This window comes from Streptosporangium sp. NPDC050148, assembly GCF_055586505.1.
On sequence record NZ_JBVJIA010000007.1, the window covers coordinates 1 to 23,413 of the forward strand.

Genomic DNA, 23,413 nt, shown 5'->3' on the forward strand with positions numbered 1-23,413 from the left:
TCAAGTCCAAAGCGCATACTAAACAGCGAAAGACCAGCTAGGAGTGTCAAGCATCATCCGATGCCATTACGTCAAGCATCAAGCGAGTCACGACATCCCGAAGGCGTCTTCAAGCGCAAGGTTGGACAAAGGCGCGCGGAAGGCCGACCGTCGCGCTCCGGCCGAGCGGTGACGAGACATCCGCCGATCGGGCTTGACGTTGAGCCGACAGTGCGGGATTTCCTCGAAGTCGAAGGTCGCACGGCCCCGGCGTTCCAGGCGGCCGGACTCGGCGGGAGCCGCTCCGATGGCATCATGCCTTCAGGCTTGCTCGTTCTCGTATTTCACAATATTGTGAAATTACTTTCTAGTTGTGAAGGGGTTGGCTTCATGGAGGGTTCGGTGGGCATGGCGCGTGAGGCGGATCGTGAGGAGGTGCTGGGCTGGGTCGAGCGGGTGGCGATGTTCCTGACCGCCGACGGCCTGCCGCCGGTCGCGGGGCGCGTGCTGGGGTGGCTGATGATCTGTGATCCGCCCGAGCAGTCGGCCGGGCAGATCGGCCGGGCGATCGGGGCCAGTCCCGCGGCCCTGACCACGAACATGCGGGTGCTGCAGGCCATGGGGTTCGTCAGCCGGCGCACCCGGCCCGGTGAGCGCACCGCCTACTACCGGGTGGAGGAGGGGGCCTGGGAGAAGGTCGTGCGGCGGCAGATCGCGACCCTGACCGCGTTTCGCGAGGTCGCCGGTGACGGCATGAACCTGATCGGCCCGGACGGCGCGCGGGCCGCGCGGATCCGCGAGGCGCACCACATCTTCGACTGGATGGCGAAGGTGTTCGACGACGCGCCGCCCCCCACCCCCGTTACGGAGACCTGACGTGACCGGGAACGCCGTGGTGGTCGGCGGTGGGATCGGCGGCCTGGCCGCCGCCATCGGGCTGAGGCGGATCGGCTGGACGGTGACCGTCCTGGAGCGCAGCTCCGAACTCGGGGAGATCGGCGCCGGCATGTCCCAGTCGCCCAACGCCCTGCGCGCACTGGCCGAGCTGGGTGTCGCCGATGCGGCGCGAGCCGCCGGGGTGCCGTTTCCCGGCATCTTCAACCTGCGCGTCCCCTCCGGCGGCCACATCGCCCGCGCGCTGCCCGGCACCACCGGCCCGCTGCTCGGTTTCCACCGCGCCGACCTGCACCGGGTGCTTCTGGACACGGTGCCCGCCGGGTGGGTGCGTACCGGCGCGCAGGTGAGTACCGTCCGCCAAGATGGCGACGAGGTCATCGTCGGCTGCGACACCGAGGAGCTGAGGGCCGATCTGGTGGTGGCGGCCGACGGGGTGAACAGCACGGTCCGGCGTCTGCTGTGGCCCGAGGCGCCCGGCCCACGGTTCTGGGGGAACACCGTCTGGCGGGGCATCGCGCGCACCGACGGCGTCGAAGCCGCCATGACCCTGGGACGCGGCCGGTACTTCCTGGTCATGCCGGTCGGAGGCGGCCGGGTCTACTGGGCGCTGGGTGCCCGCGCCGACCGGCCCGGCGTGTGCTACGACGACGAGCTCGCCGAGGTGCGCCGCCGCGTCCAGGGCTGGCACGACCCGATCCCTCACCTGCTGGAGGCGACCCCGCCCGAGGCGGTCCTGCATCACGACATCACCGACCTGGACCCCCTGAGGGACTACGCGCGGGGAAGGGTGGTCCTGCTCGGCGACGCCGCCCACGCGATGCACCCCGACATGGCCCAGGGAGCCGCCCAGGCGCTGGAGGACGCCGTCGTGCTCGCCGCCGCTCTCGCCGAGAGCAGCGACGACATCCCTGCGGCGCTGGCCCGCTACGACGAACGACGACGTCCCCGTACCCAGACCATCGTCCGGCAGGCGCGCGCCAAGGGCTTGGGGTCGACCTCCGGCAACGCCGTCGGCTACCACCTGCGGACGACCGCCCTGCGCCTGGTCCCCTCCTCGCGCTGGCCCGCCCTGGCCGCCAAGGCCCTCGCCCCGGTATGGGACTGGACGCCACCGCCGCTTCCCCGCTGAAGGATCACGCCCGCGCCGGACCGGTGACCAGGACCGGCCCGCGGACCCTCACGCCGGTGGCGCCGAGGCCGGGCCCGGCGCGGGGCCACCCGTCGAACGGCCCTTCAGGGGAATGGGCCAACCGGGCGGCGCACGCATCGCACATACCCCTTCCTGTATCCGGTGGGACGAGCCGGAAGGACGTGCGACCTTCACCGGCAGGCGGTGTACCGGTGCCCGGACGGGGTTGTTAGGGTGTGCGGCGGTGCGCCGGGAAGTCTGGTCGGCAGTTCTTCACCCACGTCCCGCTACCGCACCGGAGCCCCGATGAACCTGCTGCTGGCCTTCTCCGCGCTGTTGCTGCTCGCGGTCCTGGTCTCCAACCTGGCCAATCGGACGATCCTGTCGACCGCGGCACTGTTCCTGCTGGCCGGGTTCGTCCTGGGCGACGGGGTCAGCGGGCTCATCCCGCTGACCCCGGACGATCCGGTGGTGGCCACGCTGGCCGAGCTGGCGCTGTTCGCGGTGCTGTTCACCGACGGCATGCGGGTGGGCTGGACCGACCTGCGCCACGCCTGGCGGCTGCCCGGCCGCGCCCTGGGCTGGGGCCTGCCGCTCACCCTGATCATCACCGCCCTGACGGCGCACTACCTCATCGGGCTGGGCTGGATCGAGTCACTGCTCATCGGGGCGATCCTGGCGCCCACCGACCCGGTGTTCGCCGCCGCGCTGGTCGGCAACGAGCGGGTGCCCCCTCGGCTGCGCCAGCTGCTGAACGTGGAATCCGGCGTCAACGACGGCCTGGCGCTGCCGTTCGTCATGGTGTTCCTCGCCATCGCGGCCGGCTCGGCCGACCTGCACCTGGGCGAGCTGGCCCTGGAACTGGGCCTGGGCGTGCTGATCGGCGTCGCGGTGCCGTGGGCGGCCATCATGCTGGAGCGCACCCGCTGGTTCTCGGCCTCCCACCACTACGAGCCGCTCAACGCGGTGGCCATCGGCCTGCTGGTGCTGGCCCTGGGCAAGGCCACCCACGGCAACCTGTTCCTCGCCGCCTTCTCCGCCGGTATCACGGTGGCGACCTTCGGAGAGCGCCAGCGCGAATCCTTCGAGCAGTTCGGCGAACTCGTCGCCGAACTGCTCAAGCTGGCCGCGCTGCTGGTCTTCGGCGTGCTCATCTCCCCGGCCCTGCTCGCCTCGGTGGGCTGGCAGGGGTGGCTGTTCGCGATCCTGGCCCTGGTGCTGGCCCGCCCGCTGGCCATCTGGCTGTCCTTCCTGCGCTCCGGGCTCGGCACCCGGGAGGTGGCGGCCGTGATGTGGTTCGGCCCCAAGGGCTTCGCCTCGGTCGTCTACGCCCTCATCGTGCTCAACTCCGCCATCACCGCGGCCGAACAGGTGTTCACCCTGGTCGCCGTGACCATCGTGCTGTCGATCCTGCTGCACTCCTCCACCGACGTCGTGGTGGCCCGCTGGTTCGACGACGAGCGCGAGACCCCCGCCTGGCACGACACCGTCCGCCGGGTCCGCACCCGGCTGCGAGGTGGCAGGGAAACCGGGGACCCGGCATAGTCCCGCCCAGAGCCGTCCTCACCGGGTTCGGTGCCGCCGGTGCCGCCGGCCTCGATCACCGGCTCCTGCGGCGTTGAGCCGTACCGCACCCCGCCGAGGCATACGCTGCAGCGGGGCAGAGGCGATCAGCTGAGCGATTCCAGGATGGTGACTGCGGCTTTCGTGCCGTCTTCAGCGCGGACGGCGGCGGCGAGCCGGTCGGCGCGCCGGGCCATGGCGTGCTCGCCGGTGGCCTGGCGGATCGCGGCGGCGAGCCCTTGGGCGGTGAGGTGGCGTTGCGGCAGTGGTGCCGGGGCCACACCCGCGGCGTGTGCGCGGGCGGCCCAGAACGGCTGGTCGGCGACGAAGGGACAGATGATCTGCGGCCGTCCCGAGGCCAGTGCCGCGCCGGTGGTGCCGCTGCCACCGTGGTGGACGATCGCGGCCATGCGGGGAAACAGCCAGTCGTGCGGGGCCTGGTCCAGCACGAACACCTCCTCGGGCAGGGCGGGCGGGCCGTCGACGGCGATGCCGCCCCAGCCCGACACCAGCACCGCGCGCATACCGGTCAGGCGAACCGCGTCCAGGACGACGCGGCCGATGCGATGGGGGTCGGTGCCGGCCATGCTGCCGAACCCGATGTAGAGCGGCGCCGGACCATCAGCCAGGAACCTGACCAACTCCTGCGGCGGGCTCCAGGTGGGGGCGGCGGGCAGGAACCAGAACCCGGTGGTGTGGACCTGAGGCGGGTAGTCGGCGCCGGAGGGGAGCAGGTGACGGCTGAAGCCGTGCAGCACGGTGGCAGGGCCCCCATCAGGGCGGCGCAGGAAGTCGTGGCGGCCGCGTCGGCGGGGCAGGTCGAGCGTCGTGTCGGCCACCGCGCCGAAGGAGCGCAACATCAGCCGAAACGGCAGGTAGGAGGCGCGATTCAGCGCCCGCGGCAACGGTAGTGGGATCATCGGGTTGGCGAAGGAGGCGTTGGGCACCCACACCGGCTGCAGCAGCGCCGCCACGGAGGGCACCCCCAGGGCCTCGGCGATGCGATGGCCCGGGATGCTGGGGCCGTGCACGACCAGGTCGGCGCCGTCTTCGGCGACGGCGACCATGTCGGTGAACACCCGCGCCATCAGCGGTTTGCTGGCCCGCATCACCTCCAGGGCGATCTTCTTGCCGGCCAGGCCGCGGTAGTTGGTCTCGATCGCCGTGCGGATGCGGGGGGCGTCCAGGAGGGTGTTGGGGCCGTCGTGCACCGGCGCGAACGGCAGGCCGTGCGGTTCGGCGAGGGCGGCCGAAGCGGCCGGGGCGGCCAGCACCGCGTGGTGACCGGCGTTTCGCAGGGCCAGGGCCAGGGCGGCGTACGGCTGGACGTCACCGCGGGTGCCGTGGGTGAGGATGAGGACCTTCATCGCGTTCCTCGTTTCGTGGCGGCGCCGTCCCAGGCGCTGAGCATGCGCTCGTCGGTGAACACGCCGTGGGTGAGCATGTCCACGGCGGTACGCGAGTAGCGCAAGGTCGCGTCGGTGTGGTGCAGGTCGGCCACGTCCAGCACCCGTGACAGGTGCTCGCCGAAGGCCAGTGGCGCCAGCAGCCAGGTCACGTACAGGGCGGCGCGGGCCCGCGCGTCGTCGGCGGGGCGCACCCATCCTTCGTCGCTGCCCTGCTGCAGCCAGGCGGCGGTGGTCTCGACGATCTCGTCGAACAGCGCGGCCGCCTGCTCGGTGCCGTCGAGGAAGGCGCGGGCCAGATAGCGCCGCACCGGCTCGGCCGCCTCCAGCATGGCGGCCAGGCCGGAGGTGTCGGCCAGGTCGACCGGGTCGTCGGGATCCCCGCGTACCAGGGAGATCACATACTGGTCGCACGCCGTGCGCAGGCCCTCCTTGGACCCGAAGTGGTGCACCACGAGGGCGGGGGAGACGCCCGCCTTGGCGGCGATGGCCCGGATGCTCACCCGGGCGACGCCCTCGGAGCCGAACAACTCCAGGGCCGCGTTCCCGATCCGGGCCCGCGCGGTGAGATCACTGCCTGAACGCATGTTCAGCATGCTAAACAAATGTTCAGCCCGAAGGGAAGGGGTCGGGAACATCTCGATGAGCGGTTATGTCGCCGATGGCGGACATGCGAGCATGACGATTCATGACGATCACGGAGCGAGAGACCACCACCGCCCACCTCGCGCAGGGGCTGGTGGAGTACCGGCTGGAGGGCGAGGGCCCCGAGACGGTCGTGATCTTCCACGGTGGTCACATGCGGGCCGGACTGGCCCTGGGGGAGGAGGTCTTCACCGCCTCGGGCCATCAGGTGCTCGCCCTCTCCCGTCCCGGATACGGGCGGACCCCGCTGACCACCGCCACCACGCCCGCCGCCTTCGCCGACCTCACCGCGCACCTGTGCCATGAATTGGGCATCGAGCGGGTCGCCGCGGTGGTGGGCGTCTCGGCGGGCGGGCGCACCGCGCTCACCATGGCGGCGCGTCATCCGCACCTGGTGGAGCGGGTGATCCTGCAGAGCGCCGTCGCCTTCGTACCCTGGCCCGACCGGCGCACCCGCCTGGTCGGCCGCCTGGTGTTCAACGCCCGCGCCGAAGTCGTCACCTGGGCGGCGGTACGGCTGCTGATGCGCACGGCGCCGCAGGTCGGGTTGCGGTTGTTGCTGCGTGACCTGTCCACCCGGCCGACCGGCCAGGTCATGGCCGGCCTGAGCGAGCACGACCGGGCCGAACTCATCGCGCTGTTCACGCTCATGCGCTCAGGGGAGGGCTTCGTCAACGACATGCTGCCCGTGCCCGACTGCGCCGGGCAGGTCACCCAGCCGGTCCTGGTCATCGCCAGCCGCACCGACCGCTCGGTCCCCTTCACCCACGCCGAGTCCCTCGCCGCGACCGTCCCGCGGGCCGAGCCGGCCGAGAGCCGGGCCGACGGTCACATGATCTGGTTCGCTCCCGACTACCCGGCGATCGCCGGAAGGATCAAGAATTTTCTCGGCGCGGGGTGAGCGCTCACCCGCCCCCGTCCCCGGCACGCATCGCCCCGGGGACGGGGGGTCCGGGGGTTCACATCAGATAGCGCAGCCACAGGTAGGGCGTCACCAGCGCCACCGTGACGAAGGCGACGACGAGGCCGTACCTGGTGAACTCCCAGAAGCTGATCGGGGTGCGGTTGCGGGCGGCGATGCCGATGATGACGACGTTGGCGGCGGCGCCGACGGCGGTGGCGTTGCCGCCCAGGTCGGCGCCGAAGGCCAGCGCCCACCACAGCACCTGCGCCTGGTCGCCGCCGCCGTTCGCCTGGACCAGGTCGGCGACGATCGGGCTCATCGTCGCCACGTACGGGATGTTGTCCACGATCGCCGAGATGCCGGCCGAGGCCCACAGCAGGCCGATCGCGGTCAGCCCCAGCCGGCCCTCGGTGGCGCCGACGGCGGCCTGGGAGATCTGGCCGATGACGCCGGTCTCGACCAGGCCGCCGACCATCACGAACAGCCCCATGAAGAACACCAGGGTGGGCCACTCGACCTCGGCGATGGCCTGCTCGGTGGTGACCTTGGTGGCCGCCACCAGGACCCCGGCGCCGAGGATCGCCACCACCGAGGGCTCGTAGTGCAGCACCGGGTGCAGCACGAAGGCGGCCATCACCACGGCGAGCACGACCAGGCTCTGCCACAGCAGGGTGCGGTCGGCGATGGCCTCGCGCTCGTCCAGGGCCATGATGCCGGCGGCGCGTTCGGGGTCGTGGACGAACGCCTTGCGGAACAGGATCCGGCACAGGCCGACGAACACCACCATCAAGATGACGATCATCGGTGCCATGTGCACGAGGAAGTCGTTGAAACTCAGCCCGCCCCGGCTGGCGATGATGATGTTGGGCGGGTCGCCGACCAGGGTGGCGGCCCCGCCGATGTTGGAGGCCATCGCCTCGGCGAGCAGGAACGGCACCACCGGCAGCGCCAGGCGCTGGCACACCAGGAACGTCACCGGCGCGATCAGCAGCACCGTGGTGACGTTGTCCAGCAGCGCCGAGGCGAGCGCGGTGATGAGCACCAGCAGCACCATCAGCCGGAACGGGCGTCCTTTGGCCCGCTTGGCCGCCCAGATGGCCAGGTACTCGAAGATCCCGGTCTGCTTCAGCACCCCGACGATGACCATCATGCCCAGCAGCAGGAAGATGACGTTCCAGTCGATGCCGCTCTCGGGGGAGAAGAACGCCGCCTCCGCGTCGCTGGCGTGGACGGCCAGCATGATCCCGGCTCCGCCGAGGGCGGAGGCGACGCGGTGGATCCGCTCGGTCGCGATCAGCGCATAGGCGCCGAGGAAGACCGCCACCGACAGCCAGGCCAGAGCCGTCACGACGCGAGCACCCCGTCCATGAGCGCCTGCAGCGTCACCGCACCGAGCAGGCGGCCCTGGTCCACCACGGCCACCAGCGGGCTGTGGGTACGGGCCATCAGCGCGGCGATCTCCAGCACGGTGGCGTCCGGGTCGGTGACCGGTAACTCGCGCGGCGTGGGCGGCAGCGCCTGGCGTACGGTCTGGCCGGCCACGTCGCGCAGGAAGGCGTCGGCGTGGGCCTCGTCCACCACCCGGGCCAGCGCGGGATCGTCCTGGCAGTAACCGGGCACCGCCAGGGCCAGCACCTGGGTGCCCGCCAGGATGCTGAGCGGCAGCCCGCCGGGGTCCACCACGATCAGGCCCGGCAGGTCCTGGTCGGCCAGCAGCCGGGCGGCGTCCAGGACGGAGGTGTCGAGGGTGACGGTGGGGAAGTCGGCGAGCAGGTCGCGAGCACGCATGAGGGCCCTTCCGGGGTCGACGGCAGAACTGCCGACCAGACTTCCCGGCTCACCTTCGACGGACCCTATCAACGATCGCCGATTCGAGAGAGGGTGGGCCGGTGTCCACCGTCGAGGCGGCCGGCCTGACCAAACCGTCTGGCCCTGACCCCTTACGCCGACCGTCGCGCCCGCACCCTGTCCATGGGCAACCTGCAGCGCCTGGCCCTGGCCAAGGCCCTCATCGGCCGGCCTGCTCATCTTGGACGAGCCCGTCAACGGCCTGGATCCCGCCGGCGTCGTGGAGATCCGTACCCTGCTGGCCGGCCTGGCCCGCGAACACGGCGTCACGGTGTTCTTGTCCAGCCACCTGCTGGCCGAGGTCGCGCGCCCGGCCACCCGCGTCGGCATCATTCACCACGGCCGCCTGATCCAGGAACTCCACACCGCCGCCCTGGACGAGCGCCTGCGCCGCCACCTGACCGTGACCACCCGCGACGACACCACAGCCCGCCAGGTCCTGCACGCCCGCGGCCACGAGGCCGCTCACGACCGCGGCACGGGGCTCGTCCTCACCGGCGAACGCGCTGTGGCCCGGCCCGAAGAGGTGGCCACCGTGCTGGTCGAGGCCGGCGTGCCCCCACCAGGCTCCCCGTGGCCATGTTCGCCGCACTGTTCTGCGCCCAGGTCATCGCCGCTCTCGGCTTCGGCCACCACTTCCCCTGGTCGGTTCCCGGCCTGTACGCCGGAATCGCCGGCCCCGACCAGGAGGGGCCCGGCCCGATCGGCTTCCTTCTGGTCCTCGCGGTCGGAGCCGCGGGCGTGCTCGCCACCGCGGCATGGTGGTGCAGAGCCGACCACCACCGCTGACCGCCGGCACCACCGACACGCGCGACACAACACGGCCGCCGGCTTTCGAACTCCGCTCGCTGTGCCCGGCGATACACCGACTCGCGGTGATCATGTCAACGAATGTGACACCAAGCCGGGCTTACCGTTCCGTTCCTGCCGGACCCCCTGGTCAATGACCAGTTGTGCTCCGAGGTCGGGCAGGTACGTGGAAGTGATCATGGCGTCCCTTTCGTGCTGCGGAGGGCGGGCACGAGGCGCTGCTGGCCGCCGGACTGACCGGTTGGCGGGCCCGCACCCGCGGCGCCTACCTGACCGCCACCCTCACCCGGGCCGAACTCAACCCCGCCCTGGCCCGGATCGACATCATCGGCATGGCCCAGTTGGCCGGCATCGGCTTCACCGTCTCCCCGCTGATCAGCGAACTGGCCTGCTTTGACCAGCCGGACATGCTGGAACACGCCAAGGGGGCGGTCCTGCTCGCCTCCGCCGTGGCCACGCTGTCGGCCGTCATCGTCTTGGCCCGTCACAACATCCACTACCGCGACCACCTCTTGGCACGGGCAGGACCGCGACGCGGGCGAGACGCATTCCGTCGTCGTGACGCCGGGGTGTGGTGTCGAAGATCAGGTGCGGGTGGACCCGGCTCGGTTCAGGCGGGCATGGAGGGTGGCGGCGAAGTCCTCGGCGCGTTCCAGCTGGGTCCGCAGGTCGGTGATCCGGTCCTTGGCCACCTGCTCGTAGCCGCGCACGATGTCCAGCAGCCGTTCGCGCTGCCCGGGGTCGATCGGGTCGGGGTCGTCGAGCCGGTCGGTGGCCTCCAGCAGGTCGCGCATCTGGTCCAGGGTGAAGCCGAGCGGTTTCATCCGGCGGATCACCATGAGGCGGGCGACGTCGCGTTCGGTGTAGAGGCGAAAGCCGCCCTGGGAGCGGGCGGAGGGGATGACCAGCCCGACTTCCTCGTAGTGGCGGATGGTCCGCAGGGACAGCTCGGTGCGGGTGGCGACCTCGCCGATCCGCATGTGTTCGGAGTCCACGCCCGGCGGCCCTTCTGGCTGGTCGACACGCCCCTGACACCCCAGGAGCGATCCCTACTCTAACGTTAGGGTAGGGTTCAGCCTATGTGGGGAGCGGCCCTTGGTGTGCCGTCCGCCCACCGGTGCGGGTGTGCCCCCGGCCGTGCCCATGGACGATGAGGTCCCCGGCGAAGACCACCGACACTCAGCGGGAGAGAGCGTGCGCGTAGCCGCGATGCCAGGCGCCGCCTGCCCGCCGTGACCCCCTCGCCCGTGACCTCTCACCCCGACTGAGCAGGACCGCTGCTCTTCGACGACTTCCGCCCGCCGCCGTCGCGGGCGATCCGCGGGTGGCCGCCCTGGTCTCCCGCGTTCTCCTTCCTCGCGCGTCCCGTATCGACAGGGGCGTGCCCGAGCACGACAGGTTCCTTCTCCCTTGCAGACTTCCCTGCTGTCTTCGGCCGCGCGGCTGCGCGGTTTCCGCCCCTCCTGGCTGTCGCCGAAGGTCGCGCGCACCGAGGTGCTGGCCGGCCTGGTGGTGGCCCTGGCGTTGATTCCCGAGGCGATCTCGTTCTCCATCATCGCCGGGGTCGACCCCGGCATCGGGCTGTTCGCCTCCTTCACCATGGCCGTCACCATCGCCGTCGTCGGTGGCCGCCCCGCGATGATCTCCGCGGCGACCGGCGCCATCGCCCTGGTCATCGCCCCGCTCAACCGCGAGCACGGCCTGGGATACCTGGTCGCCGCGGTCATCCTCGGCGGCGTCATCCAGGTGGTGCTGGGCTCTTTGGGAGTGGCCCGGCTGATGCGGTTCGTGCCGCGCTCGGTGATGGTCGGATTCGTCAACGCCCTGGCCATCCTCATCTTCGCCGCGCAGATCCCGGAGATGCGAGACGTTCCCTGGGCCGTCTATCCGCTGGTCGCCGCGGGGCTGGCGCTGATGGTGCTCTTCCCTAAGGTCACCAAGGCGGTGCCGGCGCCGCTGGTGTCGATCGCGATCTTGACCGTCATCACGGTGGCAGCCGGGATCGCGGTGCCGACCGTGGGCGACAAGGGCGCCCTGCCGTCCTCGCTGCCGGTGCCGGGCCTGCCCGACGTGCCGTTCACCCTGGACACCCTGACGCTGATCGCCCCGTACGCGCTGGCGATGGCGCTGGTCGGGCTGATGGAGTCGCTGATGACCGCCAAGCTCGTCGACGACCTCACCGACACCCACTCCAACAAGACCCGCGAGTCGATCGGCCAGGGCGTCGCCAACATCGTCACCGGCTTCTTCGGCGGGATGGGCGGCTGTGCCATGATCGGCCAGACGATGATCAACGTGAGGAACGGGGCCCGGACCCGCCTGTCGACGTTCCTGGCCGGGGTGTTCTTGATGGTGTTGTGCATCGTGTTCGGGCCGGTCGTCTCGACCATCCCGATGGCCGCGCTGGTCGCGGTGATGATCCTGGTCGCCTTCGCCACCTTCGACTGGCACTCCATCGCCCCGGCCACGCTCAGGCGGATGCCCGCCGGGGAGCTCATCGTCATGGCCGTCACCGTCGCGGCCGTGGTCGCCACCCACAACCTGGCCATCGGCGTGGTCCTGGGTTCCCTCACCGCCATGGTCATCTTCGCCCGGCGGGTCGCTCACCTGGTCAACGTCACCGCCGTGGTCGACCCCGAGGGCCACCAGGTCATCTACTCCGTCACCGGGGCGCTGTTCTTCGCCTCCAGCAACGACCTGGTCTACCAGTTCGACTACGCGGGCGACCCCGACAGGGTGATCATCGACCTGACCGGCGCGCACATCTGGGACGCCTCCTCCGTCGCCGCCCTGGACGCCGTCACCACCAAGTACGAGGCCCGCGGCAAAACGGTGGAGATCATCGGCCTCAACACCCACAGCGCCAAGATGCACGACACCCTCAGCGGAGAACTCACCAGCCACTGAACCGGCCGTGACCACAGGTCAGGCGAACCCGCCGGTTCGGCGCGGCGCGCGAAGCTCACCGAGTGCGACGGCCAACCGTTCGCGCGGGTCGGCCTGGCGGCCATAGAGCCACGACCGCGAGATGCCGGCCTGGCGGGCGACCAGTTCGATGGCGATCTGCCTAAATGATGCGCGGTGGTAGGCGACCGGTGCGAACGCGGCGACGGCGCAGGCCACCGCCACGGCCTTCAACACCCTGCGCGGAGCGGGCCGCGACGCCCGCTACCTCACCCGCAAACTCATCGCCCACCTCAAGACCCACCGCTCCCGGGCGCGCGTATAACGAAGGGAGCTTCCCTGGTTCTCCGTTGTCGAAAACGTCCCACTACGCCCGGCGGCACACCAACCGCGATTCCCCTCTCTCGGCAGAGATGCCGGAGGAACGGTCGAAGGGGCGACCGAACCGAGTTCGGCTCGTACTGTCACCTCGAATGACGTTCGGTCGCCCTGGTTGGACAGCCATCTAATGGACAGTGCGCAGGTGGGGGCGGCACCCCACTGTCAAGTTCGATGGCCCCGGACAGCGGTCGTCCGGGCGTCCCGAAACCGGCGACGGACGGCGCAGGGAGGCATGTCGGGGTGCGGTATCACCTTGTACGTTCGTTCACCGCTTCTTTTCGCCGCCCCTTCTCGGCGCCGCCGTACCCGGTGGCCGTCGGCTCCTCGGGAAATGGAGGCGGGTCGGGAGCGGGGGCGATCCCTCCCTGTCACGGGAGCCGGATGTTCCGGAAGCGGCGCGTACGAGAACGATGACGGCATATTCGGCACCGGCTGTTGATCACATAGAGTGCCGTTCGAAGGGTGTCGAAAGCGTCGGTCATGAATCGCTCCTCGATGTCCTTCGCCATGCACAACAGAACAATTCAAGGTTCGATCACCCAGGGGGCACAGGTGTTCCGGTGGATGACCAGGACGAACGTGTCCGTACCGCCGCCGCGGGACCGTGACGCGCAGGCGCGTGCGCGCGGGGCCCGGCTGTTCACCGAAGCCCGTGAAGAACTCAACCGAGCGGACACGAAGGCACAGGTGCTTCTCGGTGTCGCGGGGCTGGGAATCGGCGCGGTCGCCGGTGGCCTGCTCGCGGGGAACTGGTCGCCGCTGAAGTTGCACGTGGGTCTGCAATGGCTGTGGTGGGTGGGGGCGGTGTGCGCGCTCGCCGCCCTGGTCTGCCTGGCGGGCGCGGTCTACCCGCGCATCACGAAGCGCGCGCTGGGGTTCACCTACTTCGGTGACGTCAACCGGTACGGCTCCGCGGTGAAGATCGCCAACGCGCTGCGCAAACACGACGACGAGGACCTGACCGCCCTGGCCGAACAGATCCGGACGATCAGTGTGATCGTCACCAGAAAGTACCGGCTCATCCGGTGGGGTTTCTGGCTGCTTCTGGTCTCCATCGCGTCGATGGTCGGTTCGGCGGTGATCCAGCTGGCCCTCTGAGGCCCTCGCGTGACCGCCGGAACGGCATACCCGGCCGTACGCGTCCCGGGTATGCCGCCGAGCCGTCCGCACGGCTGCCGCGAGCTAGAAGTCGCGCCACTCGTCGAACCGGCCGGCGGCCTGGGAATCGGGGATTCCGGCGCGTTGTGCCAGGTCGAAGAAGGCGTCCGCGGCCTGTTCCCGCCGGAGGGTGTCGATGATCTCGTAGCGTTCTTCGATCCCGTTGAGTTTCTCCACGAGGGTCCGCAGGATCGGCCGGGCCGCGGCCACCGTGGCGGGATCGCCGGCGGACAGGCGGCCGACGGCGCGGACGGCGGACGCGTAGGCCTTGCAGGCCGCGGCACCCGCTCGTTCGTCGTCGTCGACCCAGTCACGCAGCGGGTTGTCGACATTGGCCGCCAGCCAGGCGTCGGACTTGGCGCCCCGGACGGTCACGTGCACGGGCGTTCCCCTGTAACGGGTCTTGAGAAGTCCGGCCTGGCTGCGCCGGATCCCGTCGACGCTCACGCGGCGCAGGGACGCGGCGGAAGGCGGCAGGAAGGTGGCGTCGATGCCGTAGGCGTCGGTGAGCCGCAGGGTGTGCAGCCGCGGGAAACGGCCCGGGTCGAAGGTGTCGAGCAACCGGCCGTACGGCCGGCTCCACTCCAGGTGCAGGGACTCCAGGATGGTGAGGGCTCCGAGCGTGACCGGTGACAGGTCGCCCGCCACGTGGAGGTCGAGCTCGCGAACCCCGTGCAGGCCGCTCGGGACGGTACCGGCCGCCGAGGTCATGGTCAGCTCGATCCACCGGCCGTCCTCGGCCGCCTCGACGGTCTCGGGCGGTTCACCCGTCAGACGGAGGTCCATCAGCCCGGGTGGCAGGCGCAGGTGCCGGAGCCCGGTTCCCGAGATCGTCAGTGTGGTGAGGTGCGTCGTGCTCAGATCGACGGTGCCCGGCGGATCGTTCCAGGTGAGCCGGTCGATGAGAGGGCGGGCGGTGAGAGCCTCGGTGAGACCGCGGTCGGGACCGGAGTGCCGCAGGGCGGTCAGGCAGGGCAGCGCGTCCAGGGCCGGCCAGCGAAACCGGGGGAGGTGGGGCGGAAGGTCGAGGTCCGGCACCGTGGCGTACAGGGTCCGCGGCCCGTCGCCGAGATCGACCACCACCGGGTCCTGGACGGGTTCGCCGTAGGCGGCCCTGGCGTCCGCGGGCACCTGAAGGTCCCACCGCCGCTGGTGGACGACGGACGAAGGCATGCTCTCCCAGACGCCGTAGGCGTTGGTCTCCTGCGGGACACCGGGGAGGACGGGCATCCACCCGAGCCAGACGAGATCCGGTGGCGGGGGGACGGAGAGGTCGACCCTGAGGGCCTCCGGTCTTTCCGGCCACTTCGGCCAGCCGTGGTGGGTGAGGACGAGCGGACCGGCCGAGGCGAGGTCCTCCAGCGCGGGCATCACCGCGGAGTACCAGTCGAGCGTGCACACCGTCGCCCAGCCGTCGGCGCCGATCCCGCCCACCTGGCACGCACCGTAGCCGCCCAGCGGAAGGGGCATGGCGGCGACGTCTCCGGCCTTCATCATGGTCGGGAAGGTAGCAACCGCCTATGACAAGATCTTCATCGGTCGGACCGTTCACCGCCGTCCCCGCGCTCCTCGTGGGGACGGGACCGTCGGGAAGGACGTGATGAGGTGAGGTACTTCCGGCGAGGGTGGGACGAGGACCGGGGGGACGAGTACGCGAGCTGGGGAACGTCCACCTTCCACCTCGCCCTCGATGACGAGGGATACGCCCAGGTGCAGGTCGAGGTCTACGCCGACGGCACGGTGATCGCCTACGACGCGGAGCACGAGGGGGCTCGCCGGGGCTCAGGGCAGGTAGACGGGGGCGAGGTCGACGAATATGCGGTAGTCGGTGATCAGGCCGTCGTCGCGGGTGCGCCAGATGGACACGGCCACGACGCTCGCCTCCTTGCCGTCGAGCCGCCGGTAGGTCACCTCGGTCTCGGCGATGATGTCCGCCCCCACCTGCCAGTTCCTGACGATCCGGTGCCGCAGGCCGCCGATGGTGGAGAAGAACGTCCGCAGCCCGGCGGCGACGGCCTCGCGTCCCGTCGTCGGCTCGGCGTTGCCGAACACCAGCGTGGCGTCCTCGGCGAGCAGCCGTACGAACGCGTCGGGGTCGAACGAGTCGACCACCTGGAAGACGTGCCGCACCACCTCGTCGCTCATGCCGATCCTTCCTCGCCCGGCCGGGGCCACTGGTGGGGACGATACGGGGCGAAGGACGACGCGCAACTGTCCCCGAGGTGGGTATCGTGTCGCGCCGGCGCTCACCGGAGATCTCCGGTGCGACGGTGTGCGGGCTGTTCCGCGTCCGGGCGCCTTCGCGGTGGAGCGTTCACCGTCCGCTGATCCGGTGGCGTCTCCGGCTGCACGGCGACAGGATGCCCCCATGCAGCCGGTCTTCGTCCTCGTGCACAGCCCGTCCGTCGGCCCCTCGACCTGGCATCCCGTCGCCGAACGGCTGACCGCGGCCGGACATCGGGTGCGGGTGCCGTCCCTGGTGAACGTGGGCGCCGGTGGCCCGCCGTTCTGGCCCCGGGTCGCCGGCGCCGTCTGCGACGACCTCGAACAGGTCCCGGCCGCCGTTCCGGTCGTGCTGGTGGTGCACAGCAACGCGGGGTTCTTCCTTCCCGCGATCCGTTCGGCCCTCGACCGCCCGGTGGCCGGTTCGATCTTCGTCGACGCCGCGCTGCCGGCCCGGAGCGGGGAGACCCCCGTGGCCCCGCCCGAGCTGCTGGAGTTCCTCCGCCCGAAGGCCGTGAACGGCGTGCTGCCCCGCTGGACCGACTGGTGGGACGAGGCGGACGTCGCCCCCATGTTCTCCGGTCCCAAGATGCGGCGGACGGTCGTCGAGGAACAGCCCAGGTTGCCGCTGTCCTACTACGAGCAGCGCGTCCCCGTCCCCGACGGCTGGGACGACCATCCCTGCTCGTACCTGCTGTTCGGTCCCCCGTACGACACCTTCGCCGCCGAGGCGCGCGACCGTGGCTGGCGGGTGGCGCACCTGCCCGGGGCGCACCTGCACCAGATGGTCGACCCGGCGGGCACGGCCCGGCACATCGCCGACCTCGCCGCCGGGCGCTGATCCGTTCCTGGACGGACCGGCCCGGTCCTGCGCCGCCCCGGAGGCCGTCGGTGATCGGAAGGGCTCTCCGAGGCCGCTTCGTGAACGGTCAGGAGGGCCCGGCCTCCGAGGCGGGACGCCGCCGGGCCCGGAACGGCGCATTTCCGGATAAGAGCGGCGGGCCGGGGGGTGTTACCGTGGCGCTGCGGTGGATCTCTGGAGGCCGGTATGGCGGGAAGAACCACGGAGGACCTGTGGCGCGAGGCCCGCGCCGCCCTGGAGCGTAACGGCGACCGGTTCGCCGAGCTGGTGACCTCCGCGCCCGATCCCCGGGCCATGGTCACCCGGGAGTGGACGGTCGCCGACACCGCGGCCCACGTGGTCACCATCGCCTCGTACTACCCGTCCCTGCTGGGCCCGGCGTCCCCGACCCGTTCCCGGGCCTCGCGGACCGCATCCACACCGTCGACGTGGACACGGTCGCCGAGCTCAACCACCACGTCATGAAGGAGTTCACCGAGCGGGACCCGCGGGTGCTGGCCGGGCACCTGCGGCGCCACATCGGGGACATCCTGCGGATGAGCGAGAACGCCGATCCCGGCCGGACGGTGACCTGGCTCGGCGCCTCCCGACTGCCCGTGGCCGGGCTGCTGGCGCACCTGGTCAACGAGCTGATGATCCACGGCCGGGACGTCGCCCGCGCCCTCGGTGCCCCCTGGCCGATGTCCCCCCGGGACGCCGCCCTCTTCTTCGACCTGTTCCTGGTGGGGCTGTCCCGCAACGGCAGCGGGTCGCTGCTGGAGCACGGGGAACCGCCGAACCCGCGCCGCATCGCCGTGGAGTTCCGGTCCCGGTACGTCACCCCGGTGACGCTGGTGCTGCGGGACGGGAGGGTGACGGTGGAGGAGGCGGGGTCCGGGGCCGACGTACGCCTGCGTTTCGACCCGGTCGCCCTGAACCTGGTGCTGTTCGGGAGGATGAGCCGGGCCAGGGCGGCGCTGACCGGGAAGGTCGTCGTCACCGGGCGGCGTCCCTGGCTGCTGCCGGCCTTCCTGCGCAAGGTCCACCTGCCCGCCAACGCGTACCCGGCCCCGGTCGTACCGGACGGCCTCTGACCCGTGGCCCCCGGGGAACACGCCGTTCGGGGGACAGGCCGCCGCGGAGCCGCGCCTCGTGAGCCGAACGGCCGGATCGGCCTGAGACGGACGGCCGGATCGGTCAGGAATCGAGAAGCGACGGCCCCCGGCCGCGGCTAGCGTGACGTCCCGGCCGGACGTGCCGCGTGCTCGGGGCTTACCCATGGGTCGGCGTACGGGACGAACCGGCCGGCGTTCGGGACGAGCCGACGCAAAGGACCGGACGTACCGCTCGAAGCTGGTTAGATCGACCGGGGCGACGCCGACGGGGAGCGCGTGAAGGCGGCCCCGCGTAACAGAAGCTCGCGTACAGAGCTCACATGACAGGGCTCACGTAACAGAGCTCGCGTAACAGAGGGAGACACGATGAGCACGGCCCCGGGAACGGAGACGCGGTCGTCCGCGCCGCACGCCGCCGACAGTCACGACCTGATCCGCGTGCACGGCGCGCGCGTGAACAACCTCAAGGACGTCAGCATCGAGATCCCGAAGCGCCGGCTGACGGTGTTCACCGGCGTCTCCGGCTCGGGCAAGAGCTCGCTGGTGTTCAGCACGATCGCCGCCGAGTCGCAGCGGCTGATCAACGAGACCTACAGTGCCTTCGTGCAGGGCTTCATGCCGACGCTGGCGCGGCCCGAGGTGGACGTCCTCGACGGCCTGACGACCGCGATCATCGTGGACCAGCAGCGGATGGGCTCCGACCCCCGCTCCACCGTCGGTACCGCCACCGACGCCAACGCGATGCTGCGCATCCTCTTCAGCCGGCTCGGGCAGCCGCACATCGGCTCTCCCCAGGCCTTCTCCTTCAACGTCCCCACGGTCCGAGCGAGCGGCGCGATCACCGTCGAGCGCGGCGCCCACAAGGCCGAGAAGGCTACCTTCACCCGTATCGGCGGCATGTGCACGCGCTGCGAGGGCCGGGGCTCGGTCACCGATCTCGACCTCGCCCAGCTCTACGACGACTCCAAGTCGCTCGCCGAGGGCGCGTTCACCATCCCCGGCTGGAAGTCGGACAGCTTCTGGACCGTACGGACCTACGCCGAGTCGGGCTTCGTCGACCCGAACAAGCCGATCCGCGACTACACCGAGAAGGAACTGCACGACTTCCTCTACAGGGAGCCGGTCAAGGTGAAGGTCGACGGCGTCAACCTCACCTACGAGGGACTGATCCCGAAGATCCAGAAGTCGTTCCTGTCCAAGGACCGGGAGGCGATGCAGCCGCACATCCGGGCGTTCGTGGACCGCGCGGTCACCTTCACCACCTGTCCCGAGTGCGAGGGCACCCGGCTCAGCCCGGAGGCCCGCTCCTCGCGGATCAAGGGTGTCAACATCGCCGACGCCTGCGCGATGCAGATCAGCGACCTCGCCGGATGGATCGGCGGCCTCGACGAGCCGTCGGTCGCGCCGTTGCTCGCCGCGCTGCGGCACACCCTCGACTCGTTCGTGGAGATCGGGCTGGGCTACCTCTCGCTCGACCGGCCGTCGGGCACGCTGTCGGGCGGCGAGGCCCAGCGCGTCAAGATGATCCGCCACCTCGGCTCCGCGCTGACCGACGTGACCTACGTCTTCGACGAGCCGACCATCGGCCTGCACCCGCACGACATCCAGCGGATGAACGACCTGCTGCTGCGGCTGCGGGACAAGGGCAACACGGTGCTCGTCGTCGAGCACAAGCCCGAGGCGATCGTGATCGCCGACCACGTCGTCGACATCGGCCCCGGTGCCGGTACGGCGGGCGGCACCATCTGCTTCGAGGGCACCGTCGAGGGTCTGCGGGCCAGCGGCACCGTCACCGGCCGCCACCTCGACGACCGGGCCGCCCTCAAGGAGACGGTGCGGACCCCCAAGGGCGCGCTGGAGATCCGCGGCGCCGACCGCCACAACCTGCGGAACGTCGACGTCGACATCCCGCTCGGCGTCCTGTGCGTCGTCACCGGTGTCGCGGGTTCGGGCAAGAGCTCGCTGATCCACGGGTCGATCCCGGCCGGGGCCGGTGTGGTGTCCGTCGACCAGTCGCCGATCCGCGGCTCGCGGCGCAGCAACCCGGCGACGTACACCGGGCTGCTGGACCCGATCCGCAAGGCGTTCGCGAAGGCGAACGGCGTGAAGCCGGCGCTGTTCAGCGCCAACTCCGAGGGTGCCTGCCCCACCTGCAACGGGGCCGGCGTGATCTACATGGACCTGGGGATGATGGCCGGCGTCTCCACCACCTGCGAGGAGTGCGAGGGGAAGCGGTTCCACGCCTCGGTGCTGGAGCACCGTCTCGGCGGCCGTGACATCAGCGAGGTGCTCGCGATGTCGGTGACCGAGGCCCGGGGGTTCTTCGGCGCCGGTGAGGCGCGCACCCCGGCCGCGCACGCCGTCCTCGGCCGGCTCGCCGACGTCGGGCTCGGCTACCTCAGCCTCGGCCAGCCGCTCACCACGCTGTCCGGCGGCGAGCGGCAGCGGCTCAAGCTGGCCACCCACATGGCCGACAAGGGCGGCGTCTACGTCCTCGACGAGCCGACCACCGGCCTGCACCTCGCCGACGTCGAGCAGCTGCTCGGCCTGCTCGACCGGCTGGTCGAGTCCGGTACGTCGGTCATCGTCATCGAGCACCACCAGGCGGTCATGGCGCACGCGGACTGGATCATCGACCTCGGCCCCGGCGCCGGTCACGACGGCGGCCTGGTCGTCTTCGAGGGCACCCCCGCCGACCTCGTCGCCGCCCGCTCGACCCTCACCGGCGAGCACCTGGCGGCCTACGTCGGAGCCTGACCGGGCCCCCGCGGGTGCCGCGCGGGCCCGGCCGAGGTCCCCGGCCGGGCCCGCCGCGCCTGACCGGGGCCGTGGCGGGTGTCGTGCGCCGCCCGCCCGGCGTCCTCAGGGACCTCAGGGACCTCAGGGGCCTTGCGGGCCGGGGCCCGGCGGGAACGGGCCTCGCCGATCTCCGCCTCGTGCCGGACCGCCCAGTCGGCCAGCGCCGAGAGCGGTTCGAGCAGCGTCCGCCCGAGCGGGGTCAGGCCGTACTCGACGGCGGGCGGCACGGTGGGACGCACCTCGCGCCAGACCAGCCCGTCGGTCTCCAGGCCGCGCAGCGTGCGGGTCAGCATGCGCTGGCTGATCCCCTCGACGGCGCGGTGCAGCTCGTTGTACCGGTGCGGGCGGCCCCCGAGCAGGATCACCAGCAGCATGCTCCACTTGTCGCCCACCCGCCGGAACACGTCGCTCACGGGACACGCCGCGAACTCGTCGGCCGGAACCGGCCGGGGGAGCTCGTGCGCCAGCACCGAGGGCACATCGGTGTGCGTACCGGACATGAAACTGCCTTCTTTCCGCCTCGGACGTGACGGACCCACGATGGGTCCAGCCGATTCCGAGCCTACGGAGGACACGTGCCGACCCGGCCCCCGAAAACTGTGATCATCAGCGGCGGTACCGGCGGCATGGGCCGCGCGACCGCCCTCGAACGGCTCTCCAGGGGCGACCACGTCACCGTGATCGGCAGTGACGAGGCCAGGGGACGCGCCCTGCTGGAGCGGGCCGCGAACCCCCGCCTGCGGTTCGTACGGGCGGACCTGTCGTCGATCGCCGAGGTGACTCGGGTCGTCGCCGACATCTCCGGGCGGCACGAGAGCATCGACGCGCTGGCGTTGTTCGCCAACCGGCCGAGCCCTGCGCGCAGGCGGACCGCCGACGGGCTGGAGTACACCTTCGCGCTGTACTACCTGAGCCGCTACCTGCTCGGCCACCGGCTGGCCCCGCTGCTCGACGCCGCCCCGAACCCCGTGATCGTCAACGTCGCCGGGGTCGGGAACACCGCGGGCCGGATCTTCTGGGAGGACCCGCAGCTCACCCGCGGCTACGGGCAGGTGCGCGCCCAGCTCCAGGCGGGCCGGGCCAACGACCTGCTCGGCGTCGCGTTCGCCGCACGGGCCGGGAGCAGGGCGCGCTACGTCCTCTACCACCCCGGCTTCACCCGCAGCGGGGCCGACGCGCATCCGAATCCGCTGGTACGCGGCTCGATCAAGCTGCTCGCCGGGCTCTTCGCCCGTCCGGTGGCCGACGCGGTCCGGCCGATCGTCGGGTGGATCGACGAGCCGCCGGCCGATGCGCTCTCCGCGGTCGACAGGGGCCGGCCGGTCGACAGGTCCCTGAGAACGCTCGATCCCGGCGACGCCGCCCGCCTGGCGGCCTACACCGAGGACCTCCTGCGCGGCCGCTGAACGCGTCGCGGCGGGAGTCAGCCGGTGGACGGCCGGGACCGGGCCGCCCGTCCGCCGGCCAGCAGCAACGCCCCGACGGCGCCCAGCGTCCCGGCGGCGATGACCGGCACCAGGGCCTGGAAGCCGAGCCCACCGGCCACCAGGCCGAACATCGGGGGGCCGAGCAGCGATCCGACGCTGCCCGCCTGGGCGACCACGCCGTTGCCGACGTCGGCGTCGGCGAGGTTCTTCAGCACCAGGGGGAGGGCGGCGAAGACGAGGGCCGCCAGGAACCCGTTCGCGACGGAGATCACCCCCGCCCCGGCCAGCGCGGCGGCCTGCGAACCGCTGCCGCCGTACACGAGCCAGGCCGCCGGTACGACGAGGAGCCCGGCCAGCGCCAGCAGGCCGACCGGCGCGCCCCGGCGGAGCAGCACCCCCACGGCCAGCCCGCCGAGCACCCCGAGCAGCGAGATCGCCGAGGTCACGGCGCCCGCGGCGGCGGCCGAGCGGCCGTACTCCTCGATGAGGAGCGTGGGCAGGAGCACGATCACCGGGATGGTCACCAGGACGTTCAGGCAGAAGGAGACGGCGAGCACGGCCGGCCAGGCCAGCGCCCCCGCCCGGGGGACGGGCCCGGCCGCCGCCTGCCGGCCGGGCCCGCGCGGCAGCCGCGCCCACGCGGCCAGCGCCATAGCGAGCGTCAGGCCGGCGATCAGCCCGATCCAGCCCCGCCAGCCCAGCGCGGAACCGGCCGCCCCGCCGGCCAGCGTGCTCGCCCCGATGCCCACCGGGACGAACGTGGCCCACAGCGACATGGCCGCTCCACGGTCCCTCTCCCTGGCCAGATGGATGATCAGCGCCGGGCACGAGATCGTGACCAGCACGTACCCGACGCCCTCGACGCCCCGGGCGGCCAGCAGCCAGGGGAAGTCGCCCGCCAGGACGCTCGCCGCGCTCGCTGCCGCGATCAGGACCAGGCCGGTGACCAGTGACCTCTCCGTGCCGAACCGGCGGATCAGGTACCCGGCGGGCAGGCCCGCGACGGCTCCCACCCCGACGACCGCCGAGATCACCCAGCCCAGCTGCGACAGCGACAGCGACAGCCGGTCCGCGACCTCCGGCCCGACCGAGGCGAACTTGCCCAGGCCCATCGCCGCGACGACCCCGCCGAGGTAGACGACGGCGATCGTCCCCCACGGCGAGGGCCGCCGCAGTTCCTCGTCCGGCTCCGAGGTGCCTGGCATCGGCCGGCGGTCCATGAAACTCTCCTTCGCGCGATGTCGCGACGGCCGGGCGGACCGGCCGGGCGGGGGTCTCCGAGGGCGGCCCGCGTCCCGGGTGGCCGCGGGGGTCTCCGAGGGCGGCCGGTGTCCCGGGTGGCCGCCCGGCCTCCACCCAATCAGGCGCGGGCGCGTCGTTCCGG

23 protein-coding genes and 1 pseudogene are annotated in these 23,413 nt (G+C 71.5%); 13 read left to right on the forward strand and 11 right to left on the reverse strand.

Going from position 1 to position 23,413, the window contains the following annotated elements:
• The first annotated feature begins 369 nt into the window (after positions 1-369).
• The 3 genes from ACZ6RT_RS09330 to ACZ6RT_RS09340 all read left to right on the forward strand — a co-directional run bounded on the left by ACZ6RT_RS09330 (position 370) and on the right by ACZ6RT_RS09340 (position 3,550).
• Entirely contained in the window at positions 370-855 is a 486-nt protein-coding gene (locus ACZ6RT_RS09330) for a GbsR/MarR family transcriptional regulator (RefSeq protein ID WP_399186380.1), read from the forward strand.
• A 1-nt stretch (position 856) separates the two neighbouring features.
• On the forward strand, positions 857-2,005 hold the full coding sequence (locus ACZ6RT_RS09335; RefSeq protein ID WP_470152752.1) for an FAD-dependent monooxygenase: 1,149 nt from the start codon (positions 857-859) through the stop codon (positions 2,003-2,005).
• A gap of 306 nt (positions 2,006-2,311) precedes the next feature.
• On the forward strand, positions 2,312-3,550 hold the full coding sequence (locus ACZ6RT_RS09340; protein ID WP_399186378.1) for a cation:proton antiporter: 1,239 nt from the start codon (positions 2,312-2,314) through the stop codon (positions 3,548-3,550).
• A gap of 125 nt (positions 3,551-3,675) precedes the next feature.
• Here ACZ6RT_RS09340 and ACZ6RT_RS09345 read toward each other — a convergent pair whose 3' ends face one another.
• Positions 3,676-4,935 (reverse strand): glycosyltransferase, encoded by a 1,260-nt coding sequence (locus ACZ6RT_RS09345; RefSeq protein ID WP_470152753.1) that lies wholly within the window; start codon positions 4,933-4,935, stop codon positions 3,676-3,678.
• Positions 4,932-5,561 carry a TetR/AcrR family transcriptional regulator gene (locus ACZ6RT_RS09350; protein WP_470152754.1) on the reverse strand — a complete coding sequence of 210 codons (630 nt, stop codon included), beginning with the start codon at positions 5,559-5,561 and terminating at the stop codon, positions 4,932-4,934. Before ACZ6RT_RS09350 ends, ACZ6RT_RS09345 begins: the two co-directional genes overlap by 4 nt.
• A gap of 101 nt (positions 5,562-5,662) precedes the next feature.
• On the opposite strand from ACZ6RT_RS09350, the gene ACZ6RT_RS09355 reads away from it, so the two are divergent.
• Positions 5,663-6,520 (forward strand): alpha/beta fold hydrolase, encoded by an 858-nt coding sequence (locus ACZ6RT_RS09355; RefSeq protein WP_470152755.1) that lies wholly within the window; start codon positions 5,663-5,665, stop codon positions 6,518-6,520.
• 58 nt (positions 6,521-6,578) lie between these two features.
• On the opposite strand, the gene ACZ6RT_RS09360 is transcribed toward ACZ6RT_RS09355, so the two are convergent.
• From ACZ6RT_RS09360 to ACZ6RT_RS09370, 3 genes are all read right to left on the reverse strand, one after another.
• Positions 6,579-7,871, reverse strand: coding sequence for an ArsB/NhaD family transporter (locus ACZ6RT_RS09360; RefSeq protein WP_470152756.1), 1,293 nt, complete (start codon positions 7,869-7,871; stop codon positions 6,579-6,581).
• Positions 7,868-8,311: a CBS domain-containing protein gene (locus ACZ6RT_RS09365; protein ID WP_470152757.1), complete on the reverse strand. Its 444-nt coding sequence runs from the start codon at positions 8,309-8,311 to the stop codon at positions 7,868-7,870. The genes ACZ6RT_RS09360 and ACZ6RT_RS09365 overlap by 4 nt, the downstream gene beginning before the upstream one ends.
• A 220-nt stretch (positions 8,312-8,531) precedes the next feature.
• Positions 8,532-8,840, reverse strand: coding sequence for a hypothetical protein (locus ACZ6RT_RS09370; RefSeq protein ID WP_470152758.1), 309 nt, complete (start codon positions 8,838-8,840; stop codon positions 8,532-8,534).
• A gap of 110 nt (positions 8,841-8,950) precedes the next feature.
• On the opposite strand from ACZ6RT_RS09370, the gene ACZ6RT_RS09375 reads away from it, so the two are divergent.
• Both ACZ6RT_RS09375 and ACZ6RT_RS09380 read left to right on the forward strand, forming a co-directional pair.
• Entirely contained in the window at positions 8,951-9,160 is a 210-nt protein-coding gene (locus ACZ6RT_RS09375; RefSeq protein ID WP_470152759.1) for a hypothetical protein, read from the forward strand.
• Positions 9,161-9,504: 344 nt separating this feature from the next.
• Positions 9,505-9,600 (forward strand): annotated as a pseudogene (locus ACZ6RT_RS09380) (hypothetical protein); the annotation flags it as partial.
• A 165-nt stretch (positions 9,601-9,765) separates the two neighbouring features.
• On the opposite strand, the gene ACZ6RT_RS09385 reads toward ACZ6RT_RS09380, so the two are convergent.
• Positions 9,766-10,161: a MerR family transcriptional regulator gene (locus tag ACZ6RT_RS09385; protein ID WP_470153063.1), complete on the reverse strand. Its 396-nt coding sequence runs from the start codon at positions 10,159-10,161 to the stop codon at positions 9,766-9,768.
• 445 nt (positions 10,162-10,606) lie between these two features.
• Here ACZ6RT_RS09385 and ACZ6RT_RS09390 point away from each other — a divergent pair, with 445 nt between their 5' ends.
• Positions 10,607-12,088, forward strand: a complete 1,482-nt coding sequence (locus ACZ6RT_RS09390) for a SulP family inorganic anion transporter (RefSeq protein ID WP_470153065.1) — start codon at positions 10,607-10,609, stop codon at positions 12,086-12,088.
• Positions 12,089-12,106: 18 nt separating this feature from the next.
• On the opposite strand, the gene ACZ6RT_RS09395 is transcribed toward ACZ6RT_RS09390, so the two are convergent.
• Positions 12,107-12,319 carry a hypothetical protein gene (locus tag ACZ6RT_RS09395; protein ID WP_470152760.1) on the reverse strand — a complete coding sequence of 71 codons (213 nt, stop codon included), beginning with the start codon at positions 12,317-12,319 and terminating at the stop codon, positions 12,107-12,109.
• Between the two features lie 627 nt (positions 12,320-12,946).
• On the opposite strand from ACZ6RT_RS09395, the gene ACZ6RT_RS09400 reads away from it, so the two are divergent.
• Complete coding sequence (locus ACZ6RT_RS09400; RefSeq protein WP_399186368.1) at positions 12,947-13,564, forward strand: Pycsar system effector family protein; 618 nt, start codon at positions 12,947-12,949, stop codon at positions 13,562-13,564.
• 84 nt (positions 13,565-13,648) lie between these two features.
• Here ACZ6RT_RS09400 and ACZ6RT_RS09405 read toward each other — a convergent pair whose 3' ends face one another.
• Together ACZ6RT_RS09405 and ACZ6RT_RS09410 are read right to left on the reverse strand one after the other, a co-directional pair.
• A complete protein-coding gene (locus ACZ6RT_RS09405; RefSeq protein ID WP_470152761.1) occupies positions 13,649-15,121 on the reverse strand; it encodes a hypothetical protein in 1,473 nt (490 codons plus the stop codon).
• Positions 15,122-15,406: 285 nt separating this feature from the next.
• Positions 15,407-15,769, reverse strand: a complete 363-nt coding sequence (locus ACZ6RT_RS09410) for a nuclear transport factor 2 family protein (protein ID WP_399186366.1) — start codon at positions 15,767-15,769, stop codon at positions 15,407-15,409.
• Positions 15,770-15,992: 223 nt separating this feature from the next.
• Between ACZ6RT_RS09410 and ACZ6RT_RS09415 the strand changes: the two genes are divergently transcribed.
• The 4 genes from ACZ6RT_RS09415 (at position 15,993) to ACZ6RT_RS09430 (ending at position 20,560) form a co-directional block, all read left to right on the forward strand.
• Positions 15,993-16,688, forward strand: a complete 696-nt coding sequence (locus ACZ6RT_RS09415; protein ID WP_470152762.1) for an alpha/beta hydrolase — start codon at positions 15,993-15,995, stop codon at positions 16,686-16,688.
• A gap of 207 nt (positions 16,689-16,895) precedes the next feature.
• Positions 16,896-17,174 (forward strand): hypothetical protein, encoded by a 279-nt coding sequence (locus ACZ6RT_RS09420; protein ID WP_470152763.1) that lies wholly within the window; start codon positions 16,896-16,898, stop codon positions 17,172-17,174.
• Positions 17,138-17,782 carry a hypothetical protein gene (locus ACZ6RT_RS09425; RefSeq protein ID WP_470152764.1) on the forward strand — a complete coding sequence of 215 codons (645 nt, stop codon included), beginning with the start codon at positions 17,138-17,140 and terminating at the stop codon, positions 17,780-17,782. The genes ACZ6RT_RS09420 and ACZ6RT_RS09425 overlap by 37 nt, the downstream gene beginning before the upstream one ends.
• A 387-nt stretch (positions 17,783-18,169) precedes the next feature.
• Positions 18,170-20,560 (forward strand): ATP-binding cassette domain-containing protein, encoded by a 2,391-nt coding sequence (locus ACZ6RT_RS09430; RefSeq protein WP_470152766.1) that lies wholly within the window; start codon positions 18,170-18,172, stop codon positions 20,558-20,560.
• Here ACZ6RT_RS09430 and ACZ6RT_RS09435 read toward each other — a convergent pair.
• The gene (locus ACZ6RT_RS09435) at positions 20,545-21,102 is read right to left on the reverse strand and encodes a winged helix-turn-helix transcriptional regulator (protein ID WP_470152768.1); all 558 of its coding nucleotides are present in this window, start codon (positions 21,100-21,102) and stop codon (positions 20,545-20,547) included. The two genes, ACZ6RT_RS09430 and ACZ6RT_RS09435, sit on opposite strands and share 16 nt — an antisense overlap.
• A gap of 75 nt (positions 21,103-21,177) precedes the next feature.
• Between ACZ6RT_RS09435 and ACZ6RT_RS09440 the strand changes: the two genes are divergently transcribed.
• Entirely contained in the window at positions 21,178-22,008 is an 831-nt protein-coding gene (locus ACZ6RT_RS09440; RefSeq protein WP_470152770.1) for an SDR family NAD(P)-dependent oxidoreductase, read from the forward strand.
• Positions 22,009-22,025: 17 nt separating this feature from the next.
• Here the strand turns inward: ACZ6RT_RS09440 and ACZ6RT_RS09445 are convergent, their stop codons facing one another.
• Complete coding sequence (locus ACZ6RT_RS09445; RefSeq protein WP_470152771.1) at positions 22,026-23,249, reverse strand: MFS transporter; 1,224 nt, start codon at positions 23,247-23,249, stop codon at positions 22,026-22,028.
• Positions 23,250-23,413 lie beyond the last annotated feature (164 nt).